This is a genomic window from Thalassospira profundimaris (genome assembly GCF_003326675.1).
In the GTDB taxonomy this organism is placed as follows: Bacteria; Pseudomonadota; Alphaproteobacteria; order Rhodospirillales; family Thalassospiraceae; genus Thalassospira; species Thalassospira aquimaris.
Genome location: NZ_JPWF01000006.1, coordinates 82,602 through 109,289, shown reverse-complemented (window position 1 = coordinate 109,289; position 26,688 = coordinate 82,602). Strand labels below are relative to the sequence as shown.

The following is a 26,688-nucleotide window of genomic DNA, read 5'->3' as shown; positions in this document are numbered from 1 at the left end:
ATTTCTGTGTGCCATCCCCACGGCCCCAACCAAGCGGACCTTCCAATGGAATATTCCACGGTTAAATTCATTCACGTCCTTGGCGTTGTTCTTTTCCTTGGCAATATCATTGTCTCGGCCGTTTGGAAAACGCAGGCGGACAAAACCGGAAATCCCGCCATCATCGCCTTTGCCTGTCGGCTGGTGAATGTGACGGATTTGTTCTTTACCGCCTTTGGCGCGGCGCTGATTACAGTTGGCGGTATCGGTCTTTTTCATGCGACCGGCATCGCTATTTCAGATGCCCCACATCTGACAATTGGCATCAGTCTGTTTGGCATGGCGGCGATGCTTTGGGTTACCGGGTTGCTGCCCCTGCAAATCTATATGTCCAAGATTGCCAGCAAGACTGTGCTGTCTGGAGAGGCACATATGCCTGCGGCCTATGACAAATGCCGTAAACTTTGGAATATCATCGGCGGGCTGGCGGTATTGATGCCGCTTGGTGCGCTGTATTTTATGATTTTCCGCTAAGTCACGACACCAACTTGAGTAACACTTTGATCACGCGGGCCTACGGCGTGCCCGCGTTGCTATTAACAGGGCAAGCACCACGGCAATATTGCCCAGCATGTGCCAACCATTAAGAACTTCGCCCAGAACCATTGCGCCAAGCAGGGTCGCGATAAACGGTTGAACCAGAAGGATCATGGATCCGGTGGCCTCATCAACAACTTTAAGCCCCACCGAAACCAGCCCCTGCCCCAATGCATGCACCAGAATGCCAAGGCCACCAAGTGCCAGCCAACCGGTCCAGTCGCCGGGCATCGTTAAATCCCCCCGGACTGCGGCAAAGACACCAATCACGATTGCAGTAACCAATGTCGTTCCGCACATCGTCGCTGCCGCCCCGACATAGCGCCGCAACCGTCCTATAACGATCAGATAGCCGGCATAGAAAACAGCAGCCAAAAGCCCGAAGGCATCACCGGCAATGCTGCCGCCACCAACATCACTCGCGCGAAACAGGCACCAAGCCCCGAAACCGGCAAAGGGCAATCCGATCCAAAACATTCTGCCCGGTCGCCGCGCCAATCCGACAAGCCCCAGCAATCCGATGATCACCGGTGCAAGATTGGCCAGAAGGATTGCATTACCCGCCGTGGTAAGCTCAATCGCGATGTGACAGGCAATCAGGTCAGCCGCGAAAAAGACACCGGCCAGAACCATCCAGCCCGCAATTACAACCCTGCGCTTTTGGGGAGCAGGCATCGTATCCGGGCCAACCGGCCTGGCCGGCACAAGGAAGGCGGCTGCACACAGCAAGGGGGCTGCGATGGCAACGCGCCAGAACGCAGAAGCATCCGGCGAAACGCCACTGAGACGAACCAGTATCGGTGACATGCCCAGCAACCCGCCAGCAAACAGCAAAAGGCCGATTGCCCATAACGGATTGACATGACCGTCATCGGTTTGACCAGCAGAAACGCCCACGCATTTGGTGGCGGAGGGATCACAAAGGGAACTTCCGACGTGGGACATAACAAGATCTTTCCAGTGGCATCACAGCCGGTTGTGCAAATGACCGGCAAAGGTCACAGATGCGTCTGCGGCTGGACACAGCATGGATGATTGATAAGTCGAATGGAAATTGCTTCGGCTTATGGATTGGATAACCGGTGCTTATGCGCGCCTGCAAATCAGTGATCGATGACTAAAATGCTGTGCTTTGATGCCTGATCATTTGACGATCGCGCGTCCCGGAACAATCGACTTGACGATCATCAAGGGAAAATTCCGGCCTCAATGTCTTAATCGGTGTTGTTACCCTACCTCGTATGAAAGGTCGTGGTCTCCCGGACGGTCTCAGGGGACTGCGACCTTTTGTTTTCGGTGGCCGCTGAAATATTCGCACACCAAACGCATTGAGTGTCCCCGCGCCTCATTGGGATGAACCGGTATGGGGCAAATGATATCGATCAGGAGAAGGCCACATGCTGGAAATCAGTAAAACGCGCCCAGAAACGAATATTGCCAGGAATATCGGATCACTTGATGACATTCGTTCATTACTAAATTCCCTGCCCAGGGCATCAGAAGGATCGGTAATTGAGGCCCGCAAAAGAGACCTTGAACTGACAAAGCCACGCGGAAGTTTGGGGCGCTTGGAGGAAATTGTTTTCTGGCTGTGTCGTTGGCAGCAGAAGAGCGTGCCTGATATGGATCACCCGCAAGTTTGTGTTTTTGCTGGAAATCACGGGATCACCCGGCATGATATCTCGGCTTTTCCGGCATCTGTTACAGCATTGATGGTCGAAAACTTTGTCAAAGGGGGTGCGGCAATCAATCAGTTAAGCAAAGAACTTGGCGCCGAAATTACCATACGCACGCTTGACCTTGACCACCCGACCTGTGATTTCACCCAAGAAGCAGCAATGAGCGAAGACGAATGTGTCGATGCATTCCGAACCGGGATGGAGGCCGTCAACCCGAACGCCTCTTTGATGTGTCCGGGCGAAATGGGTATCGGAAATACAACATCGGCTGCAGCCATATGCCATCTTATCTGGAACGGAATGCCAAGCGACTGGGTCGGGTCTGGCACGGGCATCAACAACGAACAATATCAACGGAAAATCGATGTCGTCCGACAGGCAAAATTCTTGCACGAAGCTTCTGTCACAGACGGCCTTGACGTTTTGCGCTGCGTTGGTGGCCGCGAAATCGTTGCGATGGCGGGTGCAATTATTGCCGCGCGATTGCTTCATGTTCCGGTCATGCTCGACGGCTTTATTTGTGGCGCTGCCGCTGCTGCCTTATACGAAACATCACCCCAAAGCCTATTACATTGCATGGTCGGCCATGGCTCTGCCGAACCCGGGCACAGATTATTGCTCGACCGGATTGGCAAACGACCATTGCTTGATCTTGGCCTACGTCTTGGAGAAGGCACAGGCGCTGTTCTTGCCGGACTCGTTGTTCGCGCCGCCGTCACTTGCCACAATAATATGGCATGCTTCGATGATATCGGCCTTGCCCGAGAAATCGCACATTAAAGAAGCCAAAGCCCCTCTCCAACTCAACAGGCAGGGGGGCTTTGGTGGTCTATTCCATTTGACAAGGCATCACCGGGATCACGCGGCCTTGGTAAATGTCGGGCCTGTTACCACCGGCTTTTCGGCCTGATCCTTGCGGATCATTTTTCGCAACCGCCCCATTACATCAAGATTGTTTACTTCCATCGCCTGTAAAGCTTGCAGGGCGAGATCAAGATTACCCTTGCGATAGAACGCGACAGCTTTGCGCGCATTATCGTGGACTTCACGATGTGGCACCTCAAGCGCCCGGAAATCGGCGGAACCGGCAAAAAGTCCCTGCCCGCTCCCATCATAGTACCATTGCCCAAGGCGGCAGTCGGTTTCGGGTGGAAAATCTGCCTCGGTTGCAGAAGAAAGCCCCATAAATACCCGATACACCGCAAGTTTGAGTTCAAGCTCTTCTAGATTGGCCAATTCGATTTCACTAAGTATCGCAGCTGTAGACATCGCCGATTGTCCCTGGGTAGAGATATCAAGGATATGCTCGGTTCTGCCCAAAAGCATATTGGCATCCGTTTCCAGTTCGGACGTGGAATCGGCATTGGTTTGCATATCCCGGTCGGCATGATCAGCCTGTGCCTGAATTTTGCGAACCAGCTTGCCAATTTCAAGCGTCGCATCCGTGGCGCGATTGGCCAATGCGCGGACTTCTGTCGCAACAATCGCAAATCCCTTTCCGGCCTCTCCGGCGCGGGCAGCTTCGATACTGGCATTGAATGCGAGTAATTTGGTTTGACGTGATACATCATCAACCATCGAAAGAATGCTGCCAATTTGCCCGGCATTATCATTCAGCGTGCTGATTTGTTCCGATGCGGCGCGGATATGCTGGCTGATTTCACTAATCTGCGCAGACATGTTTTTCAATCCGGCCTGACTTTGCCCAGACTGATGACGGGCATCTTCATTGGCCTTGCTGGTTTCCACGAGCAAGGCCGACAAATCGGAAAAGGACTCTCGGACCGCGATAAGTGAGTCCCCAAATGCAACCAGACTGCCAAAGATCGACCGGGTGATTTTCTGTTCTTGCTCTAGCTCCGCAACACGGGCGCGCAGAATTGCCGTCTCATGCTCAACGGCTGCGGTTTGCACATTCTCTTGGCTCTGGATCGCTTCGAACATGGCCCTCTCCTTTGGTCAATACGCGGGACTTCATAACATGCATTTGAAATACATCTTAAAAGATGCATTGTAAATACATGTTAAAACATATCTGCCCGCCCAAATTTGCAGGAAGATTATCTCAGCGCCGAGTTTCCAAAACACAACATACGTGAAACCGCATCAGTCTGCCGGATCAGGCATGCCGAACAATGCAGATAACCGTGCTTTGGGACGCAGCAGATCTGCCAATGTGTAATTATCAAGGGTGCGATAAAAGGCATCTTGTGCCTCCCTCAAGGCATGTCGGAGGAAACAGGCACTTTCAATCTTGCATTCTCCGCCATGCGCCTGATCAAAGCACGCAACAAGCACCATATCCTGTTCGGTATCCCGGACAACATCACCAATACCGATATCTGCGGGCAACCGGCCAAGTCGCATTCCGCCCCCCTTACCTCGCACAGTTTCGATCACACCGTTCTGTGCTTGATGGTGAACAATTTTCATCAAGTGATTGCGCGAAATGTCATAGGCACCGGCAATTTCTTCAATCGTAACCAGACGATCCGGATTCAATCCCAGATAAATCAGAACGCGCAAGGAATAGTCGGTGAAATGAGTAAGACGCATCGAAGGCTCGGTTAAAGTTGAAAGTTTGGTTTACATCGCAGATTTGCCTGCCAGAACGCCATCCTGCTCTTGGATCAGACGACTTTGGTTTCAAACACGGTCGATGACACCACGTTGGTTGTACTGTGTTTACAGACCAGGTTGTAGAACATTTCGCGACAAGCATTGTCAGCAGTCTGGTCATCACTTTGATATCCCGAATTGAAAGCAGTCAAACAAAGTCGTCAGAAAGCTCTGTGACTGGACACATGATGGCGGATTGGGCTATCGGTTGGATGCCACCTCGGCTTATGCTTCGGATAGCAGGCACTTGTGACCCTTCTTAATGTTGATATCGATCTGTTGCGGACATTTCTGACGGTGCTTGAAACGCAAAGTTTTACCCGCACTGCCGAACGTCTTTTGCGTACGCAACCGGCAATCAGCCAGCAGATCAAAAAACTTGAAGAAACGGTCGGAACACCGCTGATTACCCGTGATCGCAAGGCCATCAGCCCAACCACAACCGGGCTGGTTGTCAAATCCTATGCCGAGGGCATCATTGGCCTGAATGACAAGATGCTGGCCGATCTGGTTGATGCGGCACCGGCAAAAATCCGCATCGGGGTTCCCGATGATTACGCGGCGGTTTATCTGCCCGAACTGTTTCGGGTTGCTGCGCGCAGACTGCCGGAAACAGAGATAACCTGCCATGCCGATCTTTCGCGCAACCTGTCAAAGCGGGTGGCAAATGGCGATATTGATCTGGCGATTCTGACGGCTGATCCCGACACCCCGTCCCTACATGTGATTTCCGAACAGCTTGTCTGGGTTGCGGCCCCTGATTTTGATATCGCACAGAGACCCTTGCCCTTGGTGCTGTTTGAAGATGGCTGCATTATCCGGGATGCCGCGACAAGCGCCCTGAAAAACGGCAAAATCCCGCATCGCATCAGCCATAGCAGCGATGCAAACACCATGATCATCACAGTGATCAATGGCGGACATGCGATTGGTGCGATGCCCCGTTGCACGGCCGAACATGCCGGACTTCATCAATTGGTTGATTGCAACCTACCGCCGTTGCCATCGGTTGATATCTGCCTGATGGTCCGTGACCGCGCCAATCCGGCAGTCCGTGAACTGGCACTTGGCGCAATTGCCGCATTGTCCCCGGATGATATTGCGGTTGATAGCATTCCGGCCTGATTACCTGCCGGCATCTTCCACCATGCGAAAAGACGTTTTATGTGATTGATCGGCTTTTGCGCCACCACATAAGATGCGCCAGCTTAATTCAAATCCCCGGAGACATTCCATGCTGACCATCAAACGCCTGTCCATCGAAGATGCCTATATCCTGATTGAAGGCGCACGTAACCGCGCCACTGAAATCGGTGTTCCGATGTGCATTGCCATCACCGATGAATCAGGTGTCTTGATTGCCTTTGAACGTATGGATGGCGGCAAGGTCACCAGCACCACCATCGCCCAGGACAAATCATTCACCGCATCGGGCGCACGCAAAGGCACGCACGAATATGCCGCCGCGGCCCAGCCGGGCAAACCGGCCTATGGGATTGACTCGGAAATTGGCGGACGCCTTTCAATCGTTGCTGGCGGCCTGCCGGTCTTTGTTGACGGCGAATGCGTTGGCGGCATTGGCGTCAGTTCCGGCACCCCGCCCCAGGATCAAGATTGCGCCCAGGCCGGCATTGATTTCTTCATGAAGAAAATCGGCAAGTAAGCAGACTGAATCTCGGTTATCTCGGGTGGGAAACGGCTTGAAATCAGGCCGATTTCCGCCCGCAAATCAGGAATTCCACATTGCCTTCGGGGCCGGTGATCGGGCTTTCCGTGATGCCTAGCACTTCCCATCCCGGCAAATTCGCCAGCCAATCGGAAATGGTGTTGCACACTTCCTGATGCAGCTCGGGTTCGCGGACCACGCCCTTTTTCCCGACACGCTCCTTGCCGACTTCAAATTGCGGCTTGATCAGTGCGATCAGGTAGCCACCGGCTTTCAGGCGTTCCATGCTGGCCGGAAGGACCGTGCGCAGCCCGATGAAGCTGGCATCGCAAACCACGATATCGACCAGTTCCGGAACCTGTTCATCAGTGATGTGTCGGGCGTTGGTTTTTTCCATGACAACCACACGGTCATCATTGCGGAGCTTCCAGTCAAGCTGGCCCTGTCCGACATCAATGGCATAAACCTTTGCCGCACCATTTTGCAGCAAGACATCGGTAAAACCACCGGTCGAGGCGCCAACATCAATGCCGATAAAACCGGTCACATCGATGCTGAATTCGGCCAAGCCCTTTTCAAGCTTAAGCCCGCCACGCGATACCCATGGATGGGGCTGCCCGCGCAAGGTGATCGCTATGTCTTCCTTGCACTGCAGACCGGGTTTATCAAGGCGCTGCTCGCCACTAAAGACGTTGCCCGCCATAATGAATGCCTGTGCCTTGGATCGGCTTTCGACCAACCCGCGTTCCACAAGCAACTGATCTAAACGTTTCTTTGCCATAAGCGGGTTTTACCCCACCAAAGAAAAAAGGTCACGCCAATAACCGTGATAAAGACGACAAACACAGGGGGAAACTATCAGCTCGCAAGCGGCTCCAGATAGCCCCGCGGCACAATCGCCAGAAGATCATTAAGCGCCTCACCCTGAACCGCAACATGCTGCTGCATCAGCTTGCCCGCAACATCGGCTTCGCCGGTTGAAATGGCATTGAGGATATCGGCATGTTCATTGTTTGATTTCTTTACACGCCCTGGCCGATGGAGCTGCAACCGGCGATAAGGTGCCAAACGGTTGCGGACATTCTTGGTCTGGCGCTCAAGGAAGCTGTTGCGACATCCGGCATAGATCGCCTCGTGGAAACGGACATTGGCCTCGTAATAGGCATCCGCATCGGAATGTTCCTGAAGCGCACTGCATTCTTCAGAAAGAGCAATCAACCCTTCGATATCGGCGCGCGGCATCCGGCGTGCGGCAAGACGTGCACACATGGCTTCAAGTTCGGCCATGACTTCGAACATCTCGATCAGTTCGGCAACCGTGATCGACGCAACGATGGTGCCCCGGCGCGGCATGGTCGCCACAAGCCCGGAACCGGCCAGTGTCTGAAGCGCCTCGCGCACGGGGGTGCGGGAAACACCAAACCGCTCGCTTAGGGAACGTTCATCAAGCTTGTCGCCCGGTTTAAGGACTCCGGTCACAATATCGCGTTCAAGTTTCTGCACCAGATCGGTGGCAAGCTTACCGTTTTGCGCCATAAAACGCCCTCTTATTCATTCGATATCTGGTATACCAGAACACATAAAATGGTACTAATCAAAGCCTTTTCTGTGCTGCTTTGCGGTGTTTTGATGCTGCAACGCAAAAGTTAATTCGCAGTTTTCCAGTAATTTCAGGGAAATACTCAGGCGTGGACTTGTGGCACTGCAAAACACATCTCTGGTATACAAAATTGCATAGACAGGATGCCAGAAATCTGTAACGCTTTTCACCAATGCGAAAACCGCATCAATAAAAGAACGCGTTCAAAACCGTCAAAATGCATCAAAACGCATACTTCATCCGGGAGGATAAAGATGAAGATTTTTAAAAAGACCCTTTCGGCGTCCGTCGCCGCCATCACCATGTCTGTTGCCGCTTTTGGCATGTCTTCTTCTGCTGATGCAGAAACCCTGAAGCTGTCGCACCAGTGGTCGACCGGCGACATCCGTCACAAAGTTGCACAGATCGTTGCTGACGAAGTCAAAGCAGCAAATGTCGATCTGGAAATCCAGATTTTCCCGTCAGGCTCGCTTTTCAAAGCTAACGAACAGTGGACCCCGATGGAACGTGGTCAGCTGGACATGATTGTCTACCCGCTTGCTTATGCTGGCGGTCGTATTCCGGCAACCAACCTTACCCTGATGCCGGCACTGGTCAAAAACCATGACCACGCCGAGCGCCTGAACAATTCGCCATTCATGGCGAAAATGGAAGAACTGCTGAACGAAAACGGCGTTGTCACCATTGCCAAAGGCTGGCTTGCGGGTGGCTTCGCATCGACCAAGGGCTGCATCCGTGTTCCCGATGACGTCAAAGGTCTCCAGATCCGTGCAGCGGGCAAATCCTTCGAGCAGATGCTTCAGGGTGCCGGTGCTTCAATCGCTGCAATGCCGAGCTCGGAAATCTATCCGGCCATGCAGACCGGCGTTCTTGATGCCACCAACACCAGCTCGTCGAGCTTTGTTTCATATCGTATTTACGAACAGGTCAAATGCTATACCCCGGCTGCAGGCAATGCCCTGTGGTTCATGTATCAGCCGGTCCTGATGTCGAAGAAAAGCTATGACAAGCTGAACGATGCCCAGAAAGCTGCTCTTGCTGCTGCTGCCAAGAAAGCCGAGGCTTTCTATTCCGCAGAAGGTCGCAAGGAAGACGAAACCAGCATCCAGGTCTTCAAGGATGCCGGTGTTGAAATCGCAGATCTGACCGATGCCGACTTCAAGGCATGGCAGGACATCGCCAAAAAGACGTCTTATGCCAAATTCGTCGAAGAGACTCCGGGCGGTCAGGAACTGCTCGATATGGCTCTTTCTGTCGAGTAACGGTGACCTGGCGCCGGGATTTCCCCGGCGCCAACACCCTTCCCGCTTTTCACGACGAACTTGATCTTCAGGAGCTCTAGCGTGGCGAACGCAGTTTTTCCCAGTTCTCTTCCGATCGACCTGCCTGATGAGGCCACTACCGGCCCGCGCAACCGGTCGAACCATAACAGTTTCCCGCCGCCGCCAGATGTAGAGCCGCTGCCGGAGAAATCCGATAACAGCAACAATGGCGCGAGCCCGGCACCCATGGCGCCGCGCGGCCCGCTTGATCATGTCGTCAATGTTGTCCATCTGCTGTCGAAGGCGTGCGGTATCGCGGCTGCTTCAATGTTCTTCATTGCAATGCTGCTGATCTGCCAGATGGTCCTCATTCGCTATATTCTCAACTCTTCTACGGTCTGGCAAACCGAAGCCGTCATTTATCTGATGATCGGCGGAACCCTGATCGGCCTGCCTTATGTCCAGCTGTTGCGCGGACATGTGAATGTCGATTTGCTGCCCATGTATCTCAAGCGCGGCCCGCGCAAACTTCTTGCAATTGCGACTTTGGCCTGTGGCCTGGCAATCAGCGCGCTGTTTGCCTTTTATGGCGCGGAACTGGTCGTTGAAGCCTATCAGGGTGGCTGGAAGTCCCCGACGATCTGGGCTGCTGCATTGTGGAAGCCCTACATGATGCTGCCAATCGGCTTTGGCCTGCTGTTCCTGCAATTTCTCGCCGATCTGATGTGCCTTCTGACCAACCGGTCGAAAGCCTTCCATATCGAAGACAACCCGTTTTAAGGAGCCGGCGTTATGGATCCGCTTACTTTGGCCGCACTGGTTGGCATTGTTACGACCCTTATTCTGTTTTCCGGTATTCCTGTCGGCATCGGTCTTTTAATGGTTGGTGTTGGCTTTATCTGGATTTTCGATGGCGCCAGCGCCCTGCCGCTTTTGCCTGAAATTCTGTTTTCCAAACTCGAAAGCTTTGAAGTTCTCGCCATTCCGATGTTCATTCTGATGGGTGCGGTTGTAGCATCCTCGCGGGCTGGCGGGGATCTGTATTCCGTGCTTGATCGCTGGTTGACGCGCGTGCCGGGGGGATTGGTTATTTCCAACCTGGGGGCATGTGCGATCTTCTCGGCACTTTCGGGCTCATCACCGGCAACCTGTGCTGCCATCGGCAAAATGGGTATCCCGGCAATGCGCGAACGCGGCTTCCCAAGCTCGGTTGCAGCCGGTTCCATTGCAGCGGGCGGTACCCTTGGCATCCTGATCCCGCCAAGTGTCACCATGATTGTCTATGGTATTTCGACCGACACATCCATCGGGCGACTGTTCCTTGCCGGTCTCCTGCCCGGCCTGATGTTGACAATCCTGTTCATGGCCTGGTCGCTTTATTCGACCTGGCGTCAGGGCAACGCATCGGTCGCACTGGCATCTGTGACATATAGCTGGAAAGAAAAGTTTGAAATTCTGCCGCGCGTTCTGCCGTTCATTGTGATCATTTGCGCGGTTCTGTTTGCCCTTTACGGTGGTGTTGCAACACCTTCGGAAACAGCAGGCGTCGGCGCATTGTTCTGCCTGATTGTCGCGATGATCATTTATCGCATGTGGCAGCCAAGCAAGCTTTGGCACATCATGCGCGACACGACCAAAGAGTCGGTGATGATCCTTCTGATCATCGGTGCGGCCGGTCTGTTCAGCTACATGCTGTCGTCACTTTTCATCACCCAGTCAATTGCACAGTGGATTACCGCCCTTGAGGTGAACCGCTGGGTGCTGATGGGCTTCATCAACCTGTTCCTGCTTATCAGCGGTTTCTTCCTGCCGCCGGTTGCCGTGATCCTGATGAGTGCGCCGATCCTTCTTCCGGTGATCGTCAATGCCGGCTTTGACCCCTACTGGTTTGCGGTCATCCTGACCATCAATATGGAAATCGGCCTGATCACCCCGCCGGTTGGTTTGAACCTGTATGTCATTAACGGCATTGCGCCGGACATCCGTTTGCAGACGATCCTCAAAGGTGCGATGCCCTATGTTCTTTGCATGGTTGTCGCGATCATCATCCTTTGCTTCTTCCCTGAAATCGCCACCTGGCTTCCTGAAACGGTAATCGGAGGACGCTAATGTCAGGCATCTCTGTCAGAAGCTGGATTTCAAGCATTGCGGACCGCGGTCGCGAATTGCTTGATCTGCCAATTTCCACCCCGCAGGATTCCTTCACGCAACTCAGTGCCATGTGCAAGGACCTCGTCTCGCAAAAAGGCGAAGCCCGTGGCACCGCGGTTGCCCGCGAAGTTGTCCGACTTTGGGAAAACCTGCCGACCGAAGATCATTTGCGTTTCTTCGAGATGATGCAAAATGACTTCAGCGCGGATCGCGCCAAAGTCACCAAGGCCGCCGATGCATTTGCCAAGGATCCGTCCGAGACCAATCTGGCAACTCTGACCCAAGTATCCGAACCCGCCCGTCAGGAACTTCTGCGTCGTATCAACATGGCACCGGGCGGGACCCGGGCCATCGTTGACATGCGCGAAATCCTAATTGGCCTTCTGAAAACCAACCGCGATCTTGAACCGCTGAATGCCGATATGCAGCATCTGCTGACCAGCTGGTTTAACCGGGGCTTCCTTGAACTGCGCCATATTGACTGGGATACCTCGGCAGCCATCCTTGAAAAGCTGATCCGCTATGAAGCGGTGCATGAAATTCAGGGCTGGGATGATTTGCGCCGTCGCCTGGCGACCGATCGCAAATGCTTTGCCTTCTTCCATCCGGCCATTCCTGACGATCCGCTGATCTTTGTCGAGGTCGCCCTTGTTCACGGGTTGGCTGATAGTGTCCAGGCCCTTCTGGCACCGGAAATCGATGAAAAGGCGCCCGACACGGCCAAGACCGCGATCTTCTATTCGATCAGCAACTGCCAGGCCGGTCTGAAGGGGATTTCATTTGGCAACTTCCTGATTAAACAGGTTGTCGAAGAACTTAAACGTGAATTCCCGCAACTTAAACAGTTTGCAACCCTGTCCCCCATTCCGGGCTTTATGGGCTGGCTGCGGACCCGCCAGAAAAGCAAGGCCGACGATTCCGATCTTGCCGGTCAGGTTCTTGAAGGTCTTAGCGACGATAACTGGATCAATGATCCCGACAAGGTCGAAGCCCTGCGCAAGCCAACTGTGGCCCTGTGTGCAACCTATCTTGCGACCTGCAAGCGCGGAAAGTCTCCACTGGACCCGACGGCGCGGTTCCATCTTGGTAACGGCGCACAGCTTGAACGGTTGAACTGGTTGGGCGATACATCAGTCAAGGGACTGCGCCAGGCAGGAAGCATGATGGTCAATTATGCTTATCACCTTGACGATATTGAGAAAAATCACGAAGCACTGATGAATGACGGCAAGATTGCAACATCGAAATCCGTCGCACAGCTTGCCGGTATTTAAGTAGGTATGACCATGTCAGATAATCTTTTTCAAACCTTTCTCGACCGGTTCCCGGCAGATAAATCGCGCACGTTCCTGATTGAACGTGACGGAACGGAGCGCAGCTTTGCCTGGTTGCTTGATCGCACGGGACGCTATGCCGCTGTTCTGGCATCGCATGGCGTGGTCAAGGGTGACCGCGTTGCCGCACAGGTCGATAAATCGTCCGACGTGATTGCGCTTTATCTTGCCTGCCTGCAGCTTGGTGCCATTCACCTTCCGCTGAACACTGCCTATACCGGTGATGAAATTGCCTATTTCCTTGGCGATGCCGCACCACGCGTCTTTGTCTGCCGCCCGGCCCATATTGATGCGGCCACCGCACTTGGTGCACAGAACAATGTTGGTGCTGTCCTGTCGCTGGGTGCGAACGGTGATGGCAGCCTGAATGATCAGGCCGCGAATGTTGATCCGATCACCACGGTTGTCCCTGCGGACAAGGATGATGTGGCAGCAATCCTTTACACATCTGGCACCACGGGCCGGTCCAAGGGTGCGATGCTTACCCACAATAACCTTGGGTCAAACGCCAAGACGCTTCATTCCGCATGGGGCTTCAAGCCGGGCGATACGCTTTTGCATGCGCTTCCGCTGTTCCATACGCATGGCCTGTTTGTTGCCATCAACATCATGCTGATGAATGGTGGCAAGGTGATCCTGCTTTCGAAATTTGATGCGGATGACGTGATTGAACGTCTGCCGCAATCAACCGTCCTGATGGGTGTTCCGACCTTCTATACCCGCCTGCTGTCACATCCGCAGTTTACCAAGGATGTTACCGCTAACATGCGGTTGTTCGTGTCGGGTTCGGCACCGCTTTTGGCCGAAACCCATGATGCGTTCTTTGAACGTACCGGTCACAAGATCCTTGAACGTTACGGCATGACTGAAACCTGCATGAACACGTCCAACCCGCTTGATGGCGAACGTCGTCCGGGTGCGGTTGGTCCGACCCTGCCGGGGATCGAAGCGCGGGTGTGTGACAAGGATGGCAATATTCTTGGTGCTGGTGAAATCGGCGTTCTTGAGGTCCGTGGCCCGAACGTTTTCAAGGGCTACTGGCAGATGCCGGAAAAAACCGCGTCGGAATTCCGGACCGACGGCTTCTTTATCACAGGTGACCTCGCCACCATTGGTGAGGACGGATATGTCACGATTGTCGGTCGCGACAAGGACCTGATTATTTCGGGTGGTTTCAACGTCTATCCGAAAGAAGTCGAAGAAGTCATTGCCGAATATGACGAGGTGGATGAAGTCGCGATCTTTGGCCTGCCCCACCCCGACTTCGGCGAAGCCGTTGCCGGTGTGATCGTTGCAGCCAAAGGTGGACAGGCCGATACCGACGCCATCATCAAAAAGACCCAGGACAAGCTTGCGAAATTCAAGGTGCCCAAGCGCATCTGGGTCATCAAGGAATTGCCGCGCAACACGATGGGCAAAATCCAGAAGGCAGAATTGCGCAAGCAATATGCCGATACCTTTACCTCCCCTGCGGCTTGATGCGACGTCGCTTGTATCTCCCGCTGCCCTAACGGGCCGCCCCCAAAGGGTCATAGACCCTACTATCCGGTCAGAGCCGATCTGGCCGGATTTTTTTGTCCACATCACAAATTTTGCAAACGTTGCAATCCCTGACAAACAAACCCATTTTGGCGAGGTTGGCGGTTCCGACCGCCATTCGTCACCACACTCAAATACGGAACGACCATGAACAGCGAAACGGACCAACCTGTCGCCTTTGTCACCGGTGCCGCACAGGGCTTGGGCCTTGGCATTTCCAAACATCTTCTCGATGCCGGTTGGCGGGTGACATTGTTTGATCGTGATCAGGACGCCGGGACAGAGGCCTTTGAGGCCCTTGACGATACCCAGCGCGATCGCGCCCTGTTTATTGCCGGTGACGTTGCCTGCGAAGACGACATTAAACTCGCCATTCAGCAAACCATTGACCGGTTTGGCCGGATTGACGGGCTTGTGAATAATGCCGGGATCGCCAATCCGCATTCCGGTGGTATTGAACATCTTGATTGGGATCAGTGGCAGCGTGTACTCAATGTCAATCTTGGCGGCGTATTCCTTGCCACCAAACATGCAACCCAACATTTGCGCCACACCAAGGGGGCGATTGTCAACATCACCTCAACCCGTGCTTTCCAGTCCGAAGCCAATACCGAGTCCTACGCTGCTTCAAAGGGCGGTGTGGTTGCACTGACACACGCGCTTGCCGTCAGTCTTGCCGGGGATGTACGTGTTAATGCCGTTGCACCGGGATGGATAGAAGTCGGTGACTGGCAAAAAGCGACAAACCGCCAAATGCCATCCCATCGTGACATCGACAAATCACAACATCCGGTTGGACGGGTCGGCACGCCTGACGACATAGCACAGGCGGTAAGCTTCCTTTTGGACGGCACCAAATCCGGCTTCATGACCGGCGAAACCATCCGGGTTGATGGCGGCATGACCCACAAGATGATTTATGCGGAGTGACACGGGGGATTGGTTGAAAAGCCAATGTCTTGCGATCATATCCATCACAAATGGCTGCTGATCGTGCTTCTATCGTTCGCAACCCGTCCGTGACCTTTGCCAACTCCGTTTCAGGATGCATTGTGCAAACGCCCAGAATGACACCTGTCCGTCTATTCCTTGCATTGCTTGCATCGCGCACATCTGTGGCATGCAGGAAAGCGATGTTTCGGGTTTTGATCATTGGGCTGGGGATCACGGTGCAATCGGGCCTTGCGATGGCCGATCATGAACATGAAACAGATCAATCCGACATCATCAATGTCATCGCCATAGAATACCCACCGTTACTCGGTGAGGATCTTGAAAATTACGGCATCATATTTGAACTGCTTTCAAGCTACGCTAACGACCATTTCAAGATCAGGATAAAACCACTATTCCTGCCCCCTGCCCGTGCCAAACAAAACATGACAAACGGGCATTGGTGTCTGTCAACATATCCAGCCGACAGCAACGATATTGACGCCTATTTTGTCCGTCTTCTCGATAAAACCATCAAGATCGGGCTTTATCGCAAACGTCGCGCCGGGAACACTGCCCCGTTTCGATGGAACAGCCTTTCTGAACTCGGCGGCAGCAGCATCGCGATTCTGCGGACAAATGTCCAAAGCCCTTACATTGAAAGCCTTATGCGTGCGGGTATAAAACCGGTCTATGTCGAAACCCGCCATCAGGCATTCCAGATGCTTTTGGGGGACCGGGTTGATTACGCGCAGGGCGATAACCTCACACTTGATGCCATGCCTGATATCTCGGCATCAGCTGTCGAGTTTTCCGACACCGTTATGTTTGAAACCGAAAGCGGGTTCTATTATCGCAAATCTTGCGCCGACCAGGTTTTCAAAGCCGGACATGCCCCGCATCTGATCGAAAATCAGCCCTCAGACGAATTGGTGCAGTAACCGCCGGACTATCCTGATCACACAGAAAAGCAGCGCAGAAGATACTTCTGCGCTGCTTGAATATTGGCTTTGATCTTGGGATGATCGATCAGGCGCGAGCCTTGCTTTCACTCATGCCAAGCGCGCCAAGCGCGGTTTTGACGATGGCAGCAGCATCAAGGCCAGCCTTCTGATACTGAATTTCCGGCTTGTCGTGATCAATCAGCGTATCAGGCAGTGCCATGGTACGGATTTTAAGACCGTTATCGAGCAGGCCCTGTCCCGCCATATGCTGCAACACCATCGCCCCGAAACCGTTGATCGATCCTTCTTCGATGGTGATCAGGACTTCGTGGTTGCGCGCCAGATCAGCGATCAGTTGATGATCAAGCGGCTTGGCAAAGCGGGCATCGGCTACAGTCGCCGGAAGACCACGTGCAGCCAGATCTTCGGCCGCCAAAAGCGCCTCGGCCAAACGGGTTCCATAAGACAGAATGGCGATCTTGCCACCTTCGCGAAGAATGCGGCCCTTGCCGATTTCAAGAACCTGGCCTTCGGCCGGCATTTCAACGCCAACACCTTCGCCACGCGGATAGCGGAACGCGCTGGGACGATCATCAATCGCCCATGCGGTCGTGGTCATATGCACAAGCTCCGCCTCGTCCGCCGCAGCCATCAAAACGAAGTTCGGCAGGCAACCAAGGAAGGCAATGTCATATGCCCCGGCATGGGTCGCGCCATCGGCCCCGACCAGACCGGCACGGTCCATGGCAAAACGAACCGGAAGGTTCTGAATCGCGACATCATGGACAACCTGGTCATAACCGCGCTGAAGGAAGGTTGAATACAGCGTGCAGAACGGCTTGTAGCCTTCGCAGGCCATCCCGGCGGCAAAGGTCACGGCATGCTGTTCGGCAATGCCAACGTCAAACGCACGATCCGGGAAATGATCGGCAAAGATATTCACGCCCGTGCCCGATGGCATGGCAGCAGTGATTGCCGCGACTTTTTCGTCCTTCTCGGCCAGCTTGACCAGCGTTTCGCCATACACTTTGGTGTAGCTGGGCGCATTCGGGGTTGGCTTGGCCTGTTTACCGGTGACGACGTCAAACTTGGCAACGCCGTGATATTTGTCCGCCGCACTTTCAGCCGGGCCATAACCCTTGCCTTTCTGCGTAACCGCATGGATCAGGATCGGGCCATCAACATCGGCATCGCGGACGTTTTTCAGAACCGGCAACAGGTGATCCATGTTGTGACCGTCAATCGGCCCAACATAGAAAAAGCCCATTTCTTCAAACAGAGTGCCGCCCGTAACCATGCCACGGGTATATTCTTCGAGCTTGCGCGCTGCTTCTTCGATCTGACGCGGCAAATGCTTGGTCAGGCCTTTGGCCGCATTACGCAGGCCTTGATATCCCTTGCCCGAAATCAGGCGCGACAGATAGCCCGACATGGAGCCCACCGGCGGGGCAATCGACATGTCGTTGTCATTCAGGATCACGATCAAACGCTGATCCGTGGCAGCGGCATTGTTCATCGCCTCATAGGCCATACCCGCACTCATCGAACCATCGCCGATCACGGCAATCACGTTCTTGCGCTTGTCCTCGGAAAGCTGGTTGGCAACCGCCATCCCAAGACCGGCTGAGATCGAGGTAGAGCTGTGACCGGCACCAAACGGATCATATTCGGATTCAGACCGTTTGGTGAAACCCGACAACCCACCACCCTGACGGAGTGTACGGATACGGTCACGACGCCCGGTCAGAATTTTATGGGGATAGCACTGATGACCAACATCCCAGATCACACGATCATAGGGCGTATCAAACAGGTAATGGATCGCAACGGTCAGCTCGACCACGCCAAGGCCTGCACCAAGGTGTCCGCCGGTTACAGATACTGCATCAATCACCTCGGCGCGCAATTCATCGGCCACCTGCCGCATTTGGGCAGGCTGCAACTGGCGCAGCTCGTCAGGGGTGTTAATGGTATCCAATAGCGGTGTCTTGGAGGTCGTGCTCATACCGATCTCGATTTTCAATTTTTTATAAGGCGTAGATTACAACAAAGTGACGTTTCCAGGCCCATGTTGCAAGCTGCGTAAAATAGCGGGGTTCAATCGATTTAGCGACCCTGAATTTCACCTGATTTCACACGTTCGAGAAAGCCATGGATGACTTGTTCGACAGTGCGGTGAATATCATCCCGGTCCCGGCCGAAATCGCGACATAAATAGCCAAAGTTTTCAGCGATATAGGGGGTACATTTGGGCAGGAATGAATAGTGCCCCGCCCCTTTGACCTTCACGAATTTTGCCCGCCCGCGCAACAGGTTGCGAAAATGTGCGGCATTGACGTGATCATGCAGAATTTCGTCTGTCTCGGCCTCGACGAACAACATCGGCACCGACATTTCGGCCAGCCCGTCATCGGTTGCCGCCACACCAAATGCCGGTGTTATTGCAATGACGGCAGAAATCCGTGGATCATATTCCGATACAACCGGGCCGCCATTGGTTGCATGAAGCCGGTCAATATGATCATCGGTCGGGGCATATTGGCAAATGACCTTGTCGCTATCGGCATTCAACGCGCAATAGCTTTGCCAAGCCTTGGCATCAAAGTCCCACCCCGCCAGTTTCAGAACAGTTGCACCACCGGCCGAATGCCCCAATGCATAAATCCGGTCCGGGTCGATGTGGGAGGTAATTTCCGCATGATCGAGCAACAGATCAAGCGCCAGCCGCATTTCGCGCGGACGGCGCTCAATGATCGTCAGTTGCCGTGCATCGGTTGCATCAAGGTAATTGTCACCTTCATGCTGCGGGGCTGCGACGATATAACCGCGTCGCGCAAGATATTCGGCCAGCCAGAATTGGTTGAACCGGTGCCCTTCGGAACCGTGCGAAAACATGACAATCGGAAAGGCCCCGTCACCGGCAAACGGCGCATTGCGTGCAGCACTTGAAGCCACCCCCATGTGACGTACCGGTGTTTCCGGCAATTCTGCCGGATACCAGATCGCCAAGGGGAACGGGTCTTTGTCAAACAGCCGGTCACGAAAACCGGCTGTGTATTTTGGCTGTTCAGTCATTGTGGGGCGCTTTGACTGTTTGGTTTATCGGCCGCGTTCAACAACAAAGCGTGCCACTGCACGCAGCGGTTCGGCTTCGCCGTCAAAGCAGCTTAGATGATTGATCGCCTGATCACACAGCATGGTTGCCTGTGCGCGGGCCTGTTCAAGACCCAGCAATTTGACAAAGGTCGACTTGTCCTGATCGATATCCTTGCCGGCGGTCTTGCCAAGTTCCTCGGAACTTGCTTCGACATCCAGAAGGTCATCCTTGATCTGGAACGCCAATCCCATGTCATGGGCATAGGAACGAAGCGCCATGCGGATGCTTTTCGGCGCCTTGCCAAGAATGGCACCAGCTTCGCAGGCAAACGCAAACATCCGGCCGGTTTTAAGCAGATGCAGATGGGTGACCTGCGCCTGATCAAAGGCCTGACCTTCGCCCGCCAGATCAATCATTTGCCCGCCAACCATGCCATGCGGCCCGGCTGCACGTGCAAGAGCACGGACAAGATCGGTGCAAACACGCGGATCGGGATGGGTATCCTCGTCTGCCAGCACTTCGAATGCCTGGGTCAAAAGCGCATCCCCGGCAAGGATCGCGGTCGCCTCGTCAAACTGCTTGTGGCAGCTCGGCTTTCCGCGGCGCAGATCGTCGTCATCCATCGCCGGAAGGTCATCATGGATCAGCGAATAGCTGTGAACCATCTCGACCGCCGCAGCAACCCGAAGTGCTGATTGACGCGATACCTTGAACAAGGACGCAGAGCTTAGCACCAGAAACGGGCGTAAACGTTTGCCTTCCCCCAGCGTGGAATAGCGCATCGCCTGAAACAGGCGCTGCTCGATCTGGCCATTGGCGCGCGGCAGGATGTTATCAAGCGTTTCGGCAAGATCAGCAGACGCAGTATTCAGTTCGGCAAGCAGATTGTAACTCACCACGGTCTCCGCAAATTATTCGATTTCGGTCGGGGTTGCCGACGGGCGGCCATCCGCATTCAGGGTGATTTTTTCAATACGCTCTTCGGCTGCGCGCAACTTGTCCGCACAATGACGTTTAAGCGCCGCACCACGTTCATAGGATGCGATTGCGTCATCAAGCCCAACCTGCCCCTGTTCTAGCTGACGAACAAGTGTTTCAAGTTGCCCCAATGCCTCTTCGAAGCTGAGTTTTGCGATATCATCGGGGATGGCGGAAGATGAAGTAGCCTCGGACATGTAAGCTCCATTTCTTTGATTGGCGCGGAGTTTACGCGCAAGACCGGATCAGGGCAACCGGGCAGAAAGGAATTTCGTGGTCCCGAAACATCCCGCGTCCACAACATCTTCTTTGGCCACAATCGGTTGTCAGCCTGTCATCAAAGTCCGAACATGCTGCAAAACACTCTCGGCCAGCGACGGCAAGTCGTATCCGCCTTCCAGAAGCGACACCACCCTTCCCTGACATTCGCGATCTGCCAATGCCATCAATTGCCGGGTCATCCAGACAAAATCACTGGTTTCAAAACACAGACCGGCAAGCGGATCATTTTTGTGGCCGTCAAAACCCGCAGAAATGATCAGAAGTTCAGGCTTGAACGCCGAAATACCCGGCAACACCGTTTCATTAAATGCCGCCTGCAGTTCCGTCGTTCCCGCCCCGGCCGGAAGCCCGACATTCAGAATATTGTTGGCACAGCCGCGTTCGGTTTCGGCACCTGTTCCGGGATAAAGCGGCCATTGATGGGTTGAACAGTAAAACAGGTCGGGATCGTTAAAGAACAAATCCTGCGTCCCGTTACCGTGATGCACATCGAAATCCATGACGGCAATCCGTTTAAGGCCATATTGCTTGCGCGCATGGTGGGCGGCAATCGCGGCATTGTTAAACAGGCAAAATCCCATCGCCCGGTCATATTCCGCGTGATGTCCCGGCGGACGGGTGGCAACAAAGGCGTTGCTTTCATGTCCATCAATCACCGCATCGACCGCAACACATGCCCCACCGGCAGCCCGCAATGCGGCCTTGCCCGACTTCGGCGAAATATAGGTATCCCCATCAAGGGCCTTGATGCCGGTTTCCGGAATTGATGCCATCACCTTGTCGACATAGGCCGGGTCGTGCACAGCCTTGATCAGGTCGATATCGGCAAGCGGGGCTTCTTCACGGTGCAGGAACATAAATTCCTCGGCCTCGAAAACGCGCTGGATCACGCGCAGCCGGTCCGATGATTCCGGATGTCCCGGGCCGGTATCATGTTCAATACAATCATGATGTGTAACGAACAGTGTCGCCATCTTGGTGGGTCGCCTTCCTGACAGGATCTTTGATCTGGGCTTGCGGGATTATGCGATGCATTTCCCGTTTATCATTATGATTGATGGATTATATGCGCGACGCGACACGCAGCGCTTTGTTCTAAATCAGCACATCGCGCATCGAAGCTGCAAGTCATTTGGTCCGAAAATCCATCCAAAAAGCAAAATTACACACAATTTGGGTGTAATGGCGTTCACAGTTTTGCCGTTTTTTTTCTGTTATATTTGGCTGATCAGGAGAATTGTTTTGCCCGGCAGAACAAAGCGCACTTGATGATAAATTGTCCGCAATTTGACGTAATTTTGCCTTTTAACCCCTGTATTACCAACGGGAAATGCTAATAAGGCAGGATCAGAACACCATTCGAATTCGGGTGAAACTTCCAAAAAAATGAAGTATTTCAACCGTACTACGAGCAAATAGCATCCCGTCAGGACCAAAACATCATCTTGACAGATGCTTTATATACTTGAGAATAAGAACCAGCCAAACATTAGTGTTTGGATGGTTCAGGAGCTACAACCTTCGCGGTTGTATAAGGAATGGAAATTCTAGTCAAATGATCACACCGGTGTCTTTGGCGGGATCAAATGACATAAAAAGAGGATTTTCATTGGGACAATGGCCGCTTGCGGTCAGGCTTATAAGGAAGCCAAATGGAACTTAACCATTTAGAACAAAAGGCCCAGCAGGCGAGCACCCTGTTAAAGGCCATGAGCAATCAGAGCAGACTGCTAATTCTTTGCCAACTTAACGAAGGCGAAAAGTCCGTTGGTGAACTTGAACGTATCGTTGGGTTGAGTCAGTCCGCCCTGTCGCAGCACCTTGCACGTCTGCGTCGTGACAAACTTGTAAAAACGCGTCGCGAGGCACAGACCATCTTCTATTCGTTGCACGGTGATGAAGCACTGCGTGTTATTAAAACACTCTATGCGCTTTACTGCGATACCAGCACAAATGCAGCTGCTGCGTAAATATCATCAGGGTAATGCCCCATAAAAAAAGCCTGCCAGATGTGGCAGGCTTTTTTTGTGGTGTGATTTCATCGCATCGCACGGGTTTACGGCCTATCAGGACCCGCAATCAGGTCCCGGCAACATCGAAACCTTATCTAGCGTGCCCAGAACCTCGAACTCGCCATAGTCAAAGCGCATGGCATGGGCAACACCGTTCTCGCCAAAATCCACCGCCATCTCGGTAGAAGGCCCGTTTTCCGCTTCGCCGAGCGGATAGAAGGCCAAGCTCATCCGATGGAACGGCGTTGTTGCGATCTTGTCGGGGTCTGTTGCCGTATTTTCCGGTTTTTTCCTGTCTGAGATGACCACAGCGATCCTGTTGGTCGGTGCATCCCCGCTGCCATCAAAGACAAGATCATTTCCGAATTTGGCACCCGCCGCCGCACGTTCAAGCAACATTGCCGAATGCTGGGTCGGGAACATGGTATCTGCCGGAAGTTCCTCGGTGACTTCGACCGGAATTTCATAGGTTACCTTGACTCCGTCGCTTTCGCGTACAGCCTTGCCAACGATTTCGTCGACCTTGGTTCCGTCAAGATAATCCCGCATCCGGAACCGGTACTGACTACCGGCGAAGTCTTCCCACTGGGTCATGGAATAGGCTGAATTGACAGTTGTTCCTTCGGCCCCTTGCAGGATCATGATTTGCTGCATTTCCGTAACCCAGCCATCGCACATCTTTTCAAAGCGATAGCCAAGCACACCGGATGCATCGACCACGGAACTTCCCGGTTCGGACCGGGTCATTTTGAAGTGATATTCCGCAACATGCGGAACCATCGTTCCTTCACTGCTTGAAAGATTGCCTGCCTGCGCAGCACATCCCCCAAGACCCAGACACAAGATCAGCGTTCCCGCAAAGGAACGCCGACATTCTTCAAATCTTGAAAACAAAACCGACAACATTACTCTCCGGTTGCGGCAATCCCGACAATCCAGGGATCTTTAACACCCTTTTTGGCAGCAAGAAGGCGCAAATCATTTGCATGTTCTGCCGAAAGCGGCCCGACTGCAACCCGCATGTAATTGTGCCCATTCACAAGCGCACTTAAAAGTCGCGGCTGATATTCGTGATAAATCTCAAGCGCCTTATGCGCACGACCTTCGTCGGTAAAACTTGCGAGGATCACATAATCACCGGGAAGCGGTGCTGCAAGGACATCCCCGGCAAGACTTTCTCCATCCGTAGCCGCATCAATACCGGTGGCCATGGGGTTGCGATCATCGGTCATGACAGTCGCCTCGACCAAAGATGCGGTCACCGTTGCAGGCGGAACCGGTCGACCTTGATCCGCAGGATCGGGCACATATCCGGCAATCGCGGCATCCGCCTCGGCCTGCGGATCCAGAACATTGCCATCATTGCCGTAACCGGTAACATCAGCGGGCTCGAACTGTTCGGATGCTGAGGCAACCACAACCGGGGACACCTTTTGCGATTCAGGCAATTGGGTTTCTGTCACCGTTGCTCGTGGCGGAAGATCGGTTTTGACCATCGGAACAGCGGCCATATCAGCCGGCCGAGACCAGTGGTCAGCCGGGGCATTCACGGCATAGATTTCCGGACGGGCAGCACGAATTTCTTTTTTGATGTCCGGCTCTGCGATTTCGGCAAGGGAAGTACTGCCATCGGCAAGAAGGACTTCTTCATCTTTGCAGATGTCCTGATCCATTAACGGGCGATGCAATGCGCAATCCTGTTCGGCGACAAAGGATACCGCATGATCCGTCGTGCTTTTCCCTGTTGTCACATAGCTGATCAAATCGCCGGCCAGCTTGGCAACTGTAAGCTCAATCGGACCGCCGCATGCGCCTAGCGCCAAGGGTGCCGCCACGACCAGTATCTTTTTCAAAACCCATCCCCCGAGGATCAAATTCGTTATCTTCGAGGTACTTTGACGCACCGGCAGTTAATATTAGGTAAGCAATTGCCGCAAAAGAAAACGGCCCGGAGAAACCGGGCCGTTCATCATCTAACAATCCAGATCAGAAGATCGGAAAATCAGTTAGTCTTTTTTCGCCTTCGGCGGCAGCTGAATGCGCAGATGCAATTCTTTAAGCTGCTTGTCTTCGACATTCGAAGGCGCATTCATCATAAGATCCTGTGCCTGCTGGTTCAGCGGGAAGGCAATGACTTCGCGAATGTTCGGCTCGTCTGCCAACAGCATGACGATACGGTCAACACCCGGGGCAGAACCACCGTGCGGCGGTGCGCCGAACTTGAATGCGTTAAGCATGCCGCCAAACTGTTCTTCGACCACGTCCTGACCGTAACCGGCGATTTCGAACGCCTTATACATGATGTCCGGACGGTGGTTACGAATGGCACCCGACGACAGTTCGATACCGTTACAAACGATGTCATACTGCCACGCCTTGATGTCGAGCGGGTTCATGTTCTCGAGCGACTCAAGACCACCCTGCGGCATAGAGAACGGGTTGTGGCTGAATTCAATCTTGCCGTCGTCGTCTTCCTCGTACATCGGGAAATCAACGATCCAGCAGAACTTGAACATGCCCTCTTCGCGCAGTTCCAGTTCGTCACAGACCTTGTCACGAACCTTGCCGGCGAACTTGGCAGCAGCCAGCGCCTTGTCGCAAACGAAGAACACGGCATCGCCGTTCGACACACCTGCGATTTCCTTGATCTGCGCGATACGGTCGGCATCAAGGTTCTTGGCAATCGGGCCTTTTGCTTCGCCGTCTTCACCATAAACGATGTAACCAAGACCAGCCGCACCTTCATCACGCGCCCAGGAGTTGAGCTTGTCAAAGAAGCTGCGCGGGCGCGACGCCGCACCGGTTGCCTGAATGGCGCGAACCACCGAACCTTTTTCGATGTTCGATGCAAAGATGCCAAAGCTCGAACCACGGAACGGCTCGGTCACATCGGCAATCAGAAGCGGGTTACGCAGGTCCGGCTTGTCCGAACCGTATTTCGCCATCGATTCATCGAACGGAATGCGCGGGAACGGGAACGGGGTTACATCACGACCACCGCCGAATTCGACGAAGATTTCGTACAGAACCGGCTCAATCGCTGCAAACACGTCTTCCTGGGTGGCAAAGGCCATCTCGAAGTCGAGCTGATAGAATTCACCCGGCGAACGGTCGGCACGGGCATCTTCATCGCGGAAGCACGGTGCGATCTGGAAGTAACGGTCAAAGCCCGAAACCATCAGAAGCTGTTTGAACTGCTGCGGTGCCTGCGGCAGGGCATAGAATTTGCCAGGATGCATACGCGACGGAACCAGGAAGTCACGCGCACCTTCCGGCGAGCTTGCCGTCAGGATCGGAGTCTGGATTTCAAGGAAGCCCTGTGCGGTCATTTTCTGACGCATGGCCGAGATGACCTTGGAACGCAGAACGATGTTCGAATGAACACTTTCGCGACGCAGGTCGAGGTAACGGTGGCGCAAGCGGATTTCTTCGCCATATTCGACATCGCCAAAGACCGGCATCGGCAAAACTTCGGCCGCGGACTGAACTTCGATGTTCGATGCATAAACCTCGATCTCGCCAGTCGGGAGATTCGGGTTAATGGTCTCCGCGGTACGTTTGACAACCTTGCCATCGACGGTGATCACGCTTTCCGCACGCGCCTTGTCGAGAACCTCAAACAGCGGGCTGGAAATGTCGATAACGACCTGGGTGATGCCGTAATGGTCGCGCAGGTCAACGAACAGAAGGTTGCCGTGGTCACGCTTACGGTGAATCCAGCCAGACAGACGAACTTCCGCATCTGCGTCAGTAGCGCGCAGCGCATTACAATTGTGTGAGCGATAAGGATGCATTGTCATTCCAGGTTGCTTTATATTTTGGGCCGCAAATTTGGCCGCAAAGGTGCATGCCAGACCCGCGCTGTCAAACAAAAAACGCACCACAACAGTCCCGTCCCGATCAATTCGGAGCGTTTGATTGTGATGTGTTCACTGCCATTCATACGCGGCATCAAAATTTCAGCGGTATAAAACGCTCTCGGGGGCGGCGCGTCAAGTGCCCGTCTTGCATATCAC

Annotated in this window: 25 protein-coding genes; 12 read left to right on the top strand and 13 right to left on the bottom strand. The window is 53.7% G+C overall.

Features of this window, described 5'->3' with window-relative positions; all coding sequences use genetic code 11:
• Window positions 1–45 precede the first annotated feature (45 nt).
• Window positions 46–513, top strand: a complete 468-nt coding sequence (locus tag TH19_RS10375) for a DUF2269 family protein (protein WP_114102286.1) — start codon at window positions 46–48, stop codon at window positions 511–513.
• Between the two features lie 30 nt (window positions 514–543).
• On the opposite strand, the gene TH19_RS10370 is transcribed toward TH19_RS10375, so the two are convergent.
• Window positions 544–1,521 (bottom strand): DMT family transporter, encoded by a 978-nt coding sequence (locus TH19_RS10370; RefSeq protein ID WP_114102285.1) that lies wholly within the window; start codon window positions 1,519–1,521, stop codon window positions 544–546.
• 452 nt (window positions 1,522–1,973) lie between these two features.
• Here TH19_RS10370 and cobT point away from each other — a divergent pair, with 452 nt between their 5' ends.
• On the top strand, window positions 1,974–3,035 hold the full coding sequence (cobT, locus tag TH19_RS10365) for a nicotinate-nucleotide--dimethylbenzimidazole phosphoribosyltransferase (protein WP_114102284.1): 1,062 nt from the start codon (window positions 1,974–1,976) through the stop codon (window positions 3,033–3,035).
• 78 nt (window positions 3,036–3,113) lie between these two features.
• Here cobT and TH19_RS10360 read toward each other — a convergent pair whose 3' ends face one another.
• Both TH19_RS10360 and TH19_RS10355 read right to left on the bottom strand, forming a co-directional pair.
• Window positions 3,114–4,199, bottom strand: a complete 1,086-nt coding sequence (locus tag TH19_RS10360; RefSeq protein WP_114102283.1) for a methyl-accepting chemotaxis protein — start codon at window positions 4,197–4,199, stop codon at window positions 3,114–3,116.
• A 162-nt stretch (window positions 4,200–4,361) separates the two neighbouring features.
• A complete protein-coding gene (locus tag TH19_RS10355) occupies window positions 4,362–4,811 on the bottom strand; it encodes an RrF2 family transcriptional regulator (RefSeq protein ID WP_114102282.1) in 450 nt (149 codons plus the stop codon).
• 312 nt (window positions 4,812–5,123) lie between these two features.
• Between TH19_RS10355 and TH19_RS10350 the strand changes: the two genes are divergently transcribed.
• Window positions 5,124–5,999 (top strand): LysR family transcriptional regulator, encoded by an 876-nt coding sequence (locus TH19_RS10350; RefSeq protein ID WP_114102281.1) that lies wholly within the window; start codon window positions 5,124–5,126, stop codon window positions 5,997–5,999.
• A 109-nt stretch (window positions 6,000–6,108) separates the two neighbouring features.
• Window positions 6,109–6,537, top strand: coding sequence for a GlcG/HbpS family heme-binding protein (locus TH19_RS10345; protein WP_114102280.1), 429 nt, complete (start codon window positions 6,109–6,111; stop codon window positions 6,535–6,537).
• A gap of 43 nt (window positions 6,538–6,580) precedes the next feature.
• Here TH19_RS10345 and TH19_RS10340 read toward each other — a convergent pair whose 3' ends face one another.
• Together TH19_RS10340 and TH19_RS10335 are read right to left on the bottom strand one after the other, a co-directional pair.
• Complete coding sequence (locus tag TH19_RS10340) at window positions 6,581–7,321, bottom strand: TlyA family RNA methyltransferase (RefSeq protein ID WP_114102279.1); 741 nt, start codon at window positions 7,319–7,321, stop codon at window positions 6,581–6,583.
• Between the two features lie 77 nt (window positions 7,322–7,398).
• Window positions 7,399–8,076, bottom strand: coding sequence for a GntR family transcriptional regulator (locus TH19_RS10335; protein ID WP_114102278.1), 678 nt, complete (start codon window positions 8,074–8,076; stop codon window positions 7,399–7,401).
• Window positions 8,077–8,394: 318 nt separating this feature from the next.
• Between TH19_RS10335 and dctP the strand changes: the two genes are divergently transcribed.
• The 7 genes from dctP to TH19_RS10300 all read left to right on the top strand — a co-directional run bounded on the left by dctP (window position 8,395) and on the right by TH19_RS10300 (window position 16,300).
• Window positions 8,395–9,402 (top strand): TRAP transporter substrate-binding protein DctP, encoded by a 1,008-nt coding sequence (gene dctP, locus TH19_RS10330; protein WP_114102277.1) that lies wholly within the window; start codon window positions 8,395–8,397, stop codon window positions 9,400–9,402.
• An 81-nt stretch (window positions 9,403–9,483) separates the two neighbouring features.
• Window positions 9,484–10,182 (top strand): TRAP transporter small permease, encoded by a 699-nt coding sequence (locus TH19_RS10325; protein WP_114102276.1) that lies wholly within the window; start codon window positions 9,484–9,486, stop codon window positions 10,180–10,182.
• Between the two features lie 12 nt (window positions 10,183–10,194).
• On the top strand, window positions 10,195–11,511 hold the full coding sequence (locus TH19_RS10320) for a TRAP transporter large permease (protein ID WP_114102275.1): 1,317 nt from the start codon (window positions 10,195–10,197) through the stop codon (window positions 11,509–11,511).
• Window positions 11,511–12,827: a malonyl-CoA decarboxylase gene (locus tag TH19_RS10315; protein ID WP_114102274.1), complete on the top strand. Its 1,317-nt coding sequence runs from the start codon at window positions 11,511–11,513 to the stop codon at window positions 12,825–12,827. Before TH19_RS10320 ends, TH19_RS10315 begins: the two co-directional genes overlap by 1 nt.
• 12 nt (window positions 12,828–12,839) lie before the next feature.
• The gene (locus TH19_RS10310) at window positions 12,840–14,366 is read left to right on the top strand and encodes a malonate--CoA ligase (protein WP_181846387.1); all 1,527 of its coding nucleotides are present in this window, start codon (window positions 12,840–12,842) and stop codon (window positions 14,364–14,366) included.
• A gap of 207 nt (window positions 14,367–14,573) precedes the next feature.
• Complete coding sequence (locus TH19_RS10305) at window positions 14,574–15,356, top strand: glucose 1-dehydrogenase (RefSeq protein ID WP_114102272.1); 783 nt, start codon at window positions 14,574–14,576, stop codon at window positions 15,354–15,356.
• Between the two features lie 203 nt (window positions 15,357–15,559).
• Entirely contained in the window at window positions 15,560–16,300 is a 741-nt protein-coding gene (locus tag TH19_RS10300; RefSeq protein WP_147250751.1) for a type 2 periplasmic-binding domain-containing protein, read from the top strand.
• Window positions 16,301–16,388: 88 nt separating this feature from the next.
• Here the strand turns inward: TH19_RS10300 and dxs are convergent, their stop codons facing one another.
• From dxs to TH19_RS10275, 5 genes are all read right to left on the bottom strand, one after another.
• Window positions 16,389–18,308 carry a 1-deoxy-D-xylulose-5-phosphate synthase gene (gene dxs, locus TH19_RS10295; protein ID WP_114102270.1) on the bottom strand — a complete coding sequence of 640 codons (1,920 nt, stop codon included), beginning with the start codon at window positions 18,306–18,308 and terminating at the stop codon, window positions 16,389–16,391.
• A gap of 101 nt (window positions 18,309–18,409) precedes the next feature.
• On the bottom strand, window positions 18,410–19,378 hold the full coding sequence (locus TH19_RS10290; protein ID WP_114102269.1) for an alpha/beta hydrolase family protein: 969 nt from the start codon (window positions 19,376–19,378) through the stop codon (window positions 18,410–18,412).
• Window positions 19,379–19,402: 24 nt separating this feature from the next.
• Window positions 19,403–20,299 carry a polyprenyl synthetase family protein gene (locus tag TH19_RS10285; RefSeq protein WP_258547907.1) on the bottom strand — a complete coding sequence of 299 codons (897 nt, stop codon included), beginning with the start codon at window positions 20,297–20,299 and terminating at the stop codon, window positions 19,403–19,405.
• A 12-nt stretch (window positions 20,300–20,311) separates the two neighbouring features.
• A complete protein-coding gene (locus TH19_RS10280) occupies window positions 20,312–20,575 on the bottom strand; it encodes an exodeoxyribonuclease VII small subunit (protein WP_114102268.1) in 264 nt (87 codons plus the stop codon).
• Between the two features lie 129 nt (window positions 20,576–20,704).
• Window positions 20,705–21,634, bottom strand: coding sequence for a histone deacetylase family protein (locus tag TH19_RS10275; protein WP_114102267.1), 930 nt, complete (start codon window positions 21,632–21,634; stop codon window positions 20,705–20,707).
• A gap of 678 nt (window positions 21,635–22,312) precedes the next feature.
• Here TH19_RS10275 and TH19_RS10270 point away from each other — a divergent pair.
• On the top strand, window positions 22,313–22,630 hold the full coding sequence (locus TH19_RS10270; RefSeq protein WP_114102266.1) for an ArsR/SmtB family transcription factor: 318 nt from the start codon (window positions 22,313–22,315) through the stop codon (window positions 22,628–22,630).
• Window positions 22,631–22,726: 96 nt separating this feature from the next.
• On the opposite strand, the gene TH19_RS10265 is transcribed toward TH19_RS10270, so the two are convergent.
• From TH19_RS10265 to aspS, 3 genes are all read right to left on the bottom strand, one after another.
• The gene (locus TH19_RS10265; RefSeq protein ID WP_114102265.1) at window positions 22,727–23,578 is read right to left on the bottom strand and encodes an EipB family protein; all 852 of its coding nucleotides are present in this window, start codon (window positions 23,576–23,578) and stop codon (window positions 22,727–22,729) included.
• Complete coding sequence (locus TH19_RS10260) at window positions 23,578–24,525, bottom strand: SPOR domain-containing protein (RefSeq protein WP_114102264.1); 948 nt, start codon at window positions 24,523–24,525, stop codon at window positions 23,578–23,580. The genes TH19_RS10265 and TH19_RS10260 overlap by 1 nt, the downstream gene beginning before the upstream one ends.
• Before the next feature lie 153 nt (window positions 24,526–24,678).
• A complete protein-coding gene (gene aspS / locus TH19_RS10255) occupies window positions 24,679–26,466 on the bottom strand; it encodes an aspartate--tRNA ligase (protein ID WP_114102263.1) in 1,788 nt (595 codons plus the stop codon).
• Window positions 26,467–26,688 lie beyond the last annotated feature (222 nt).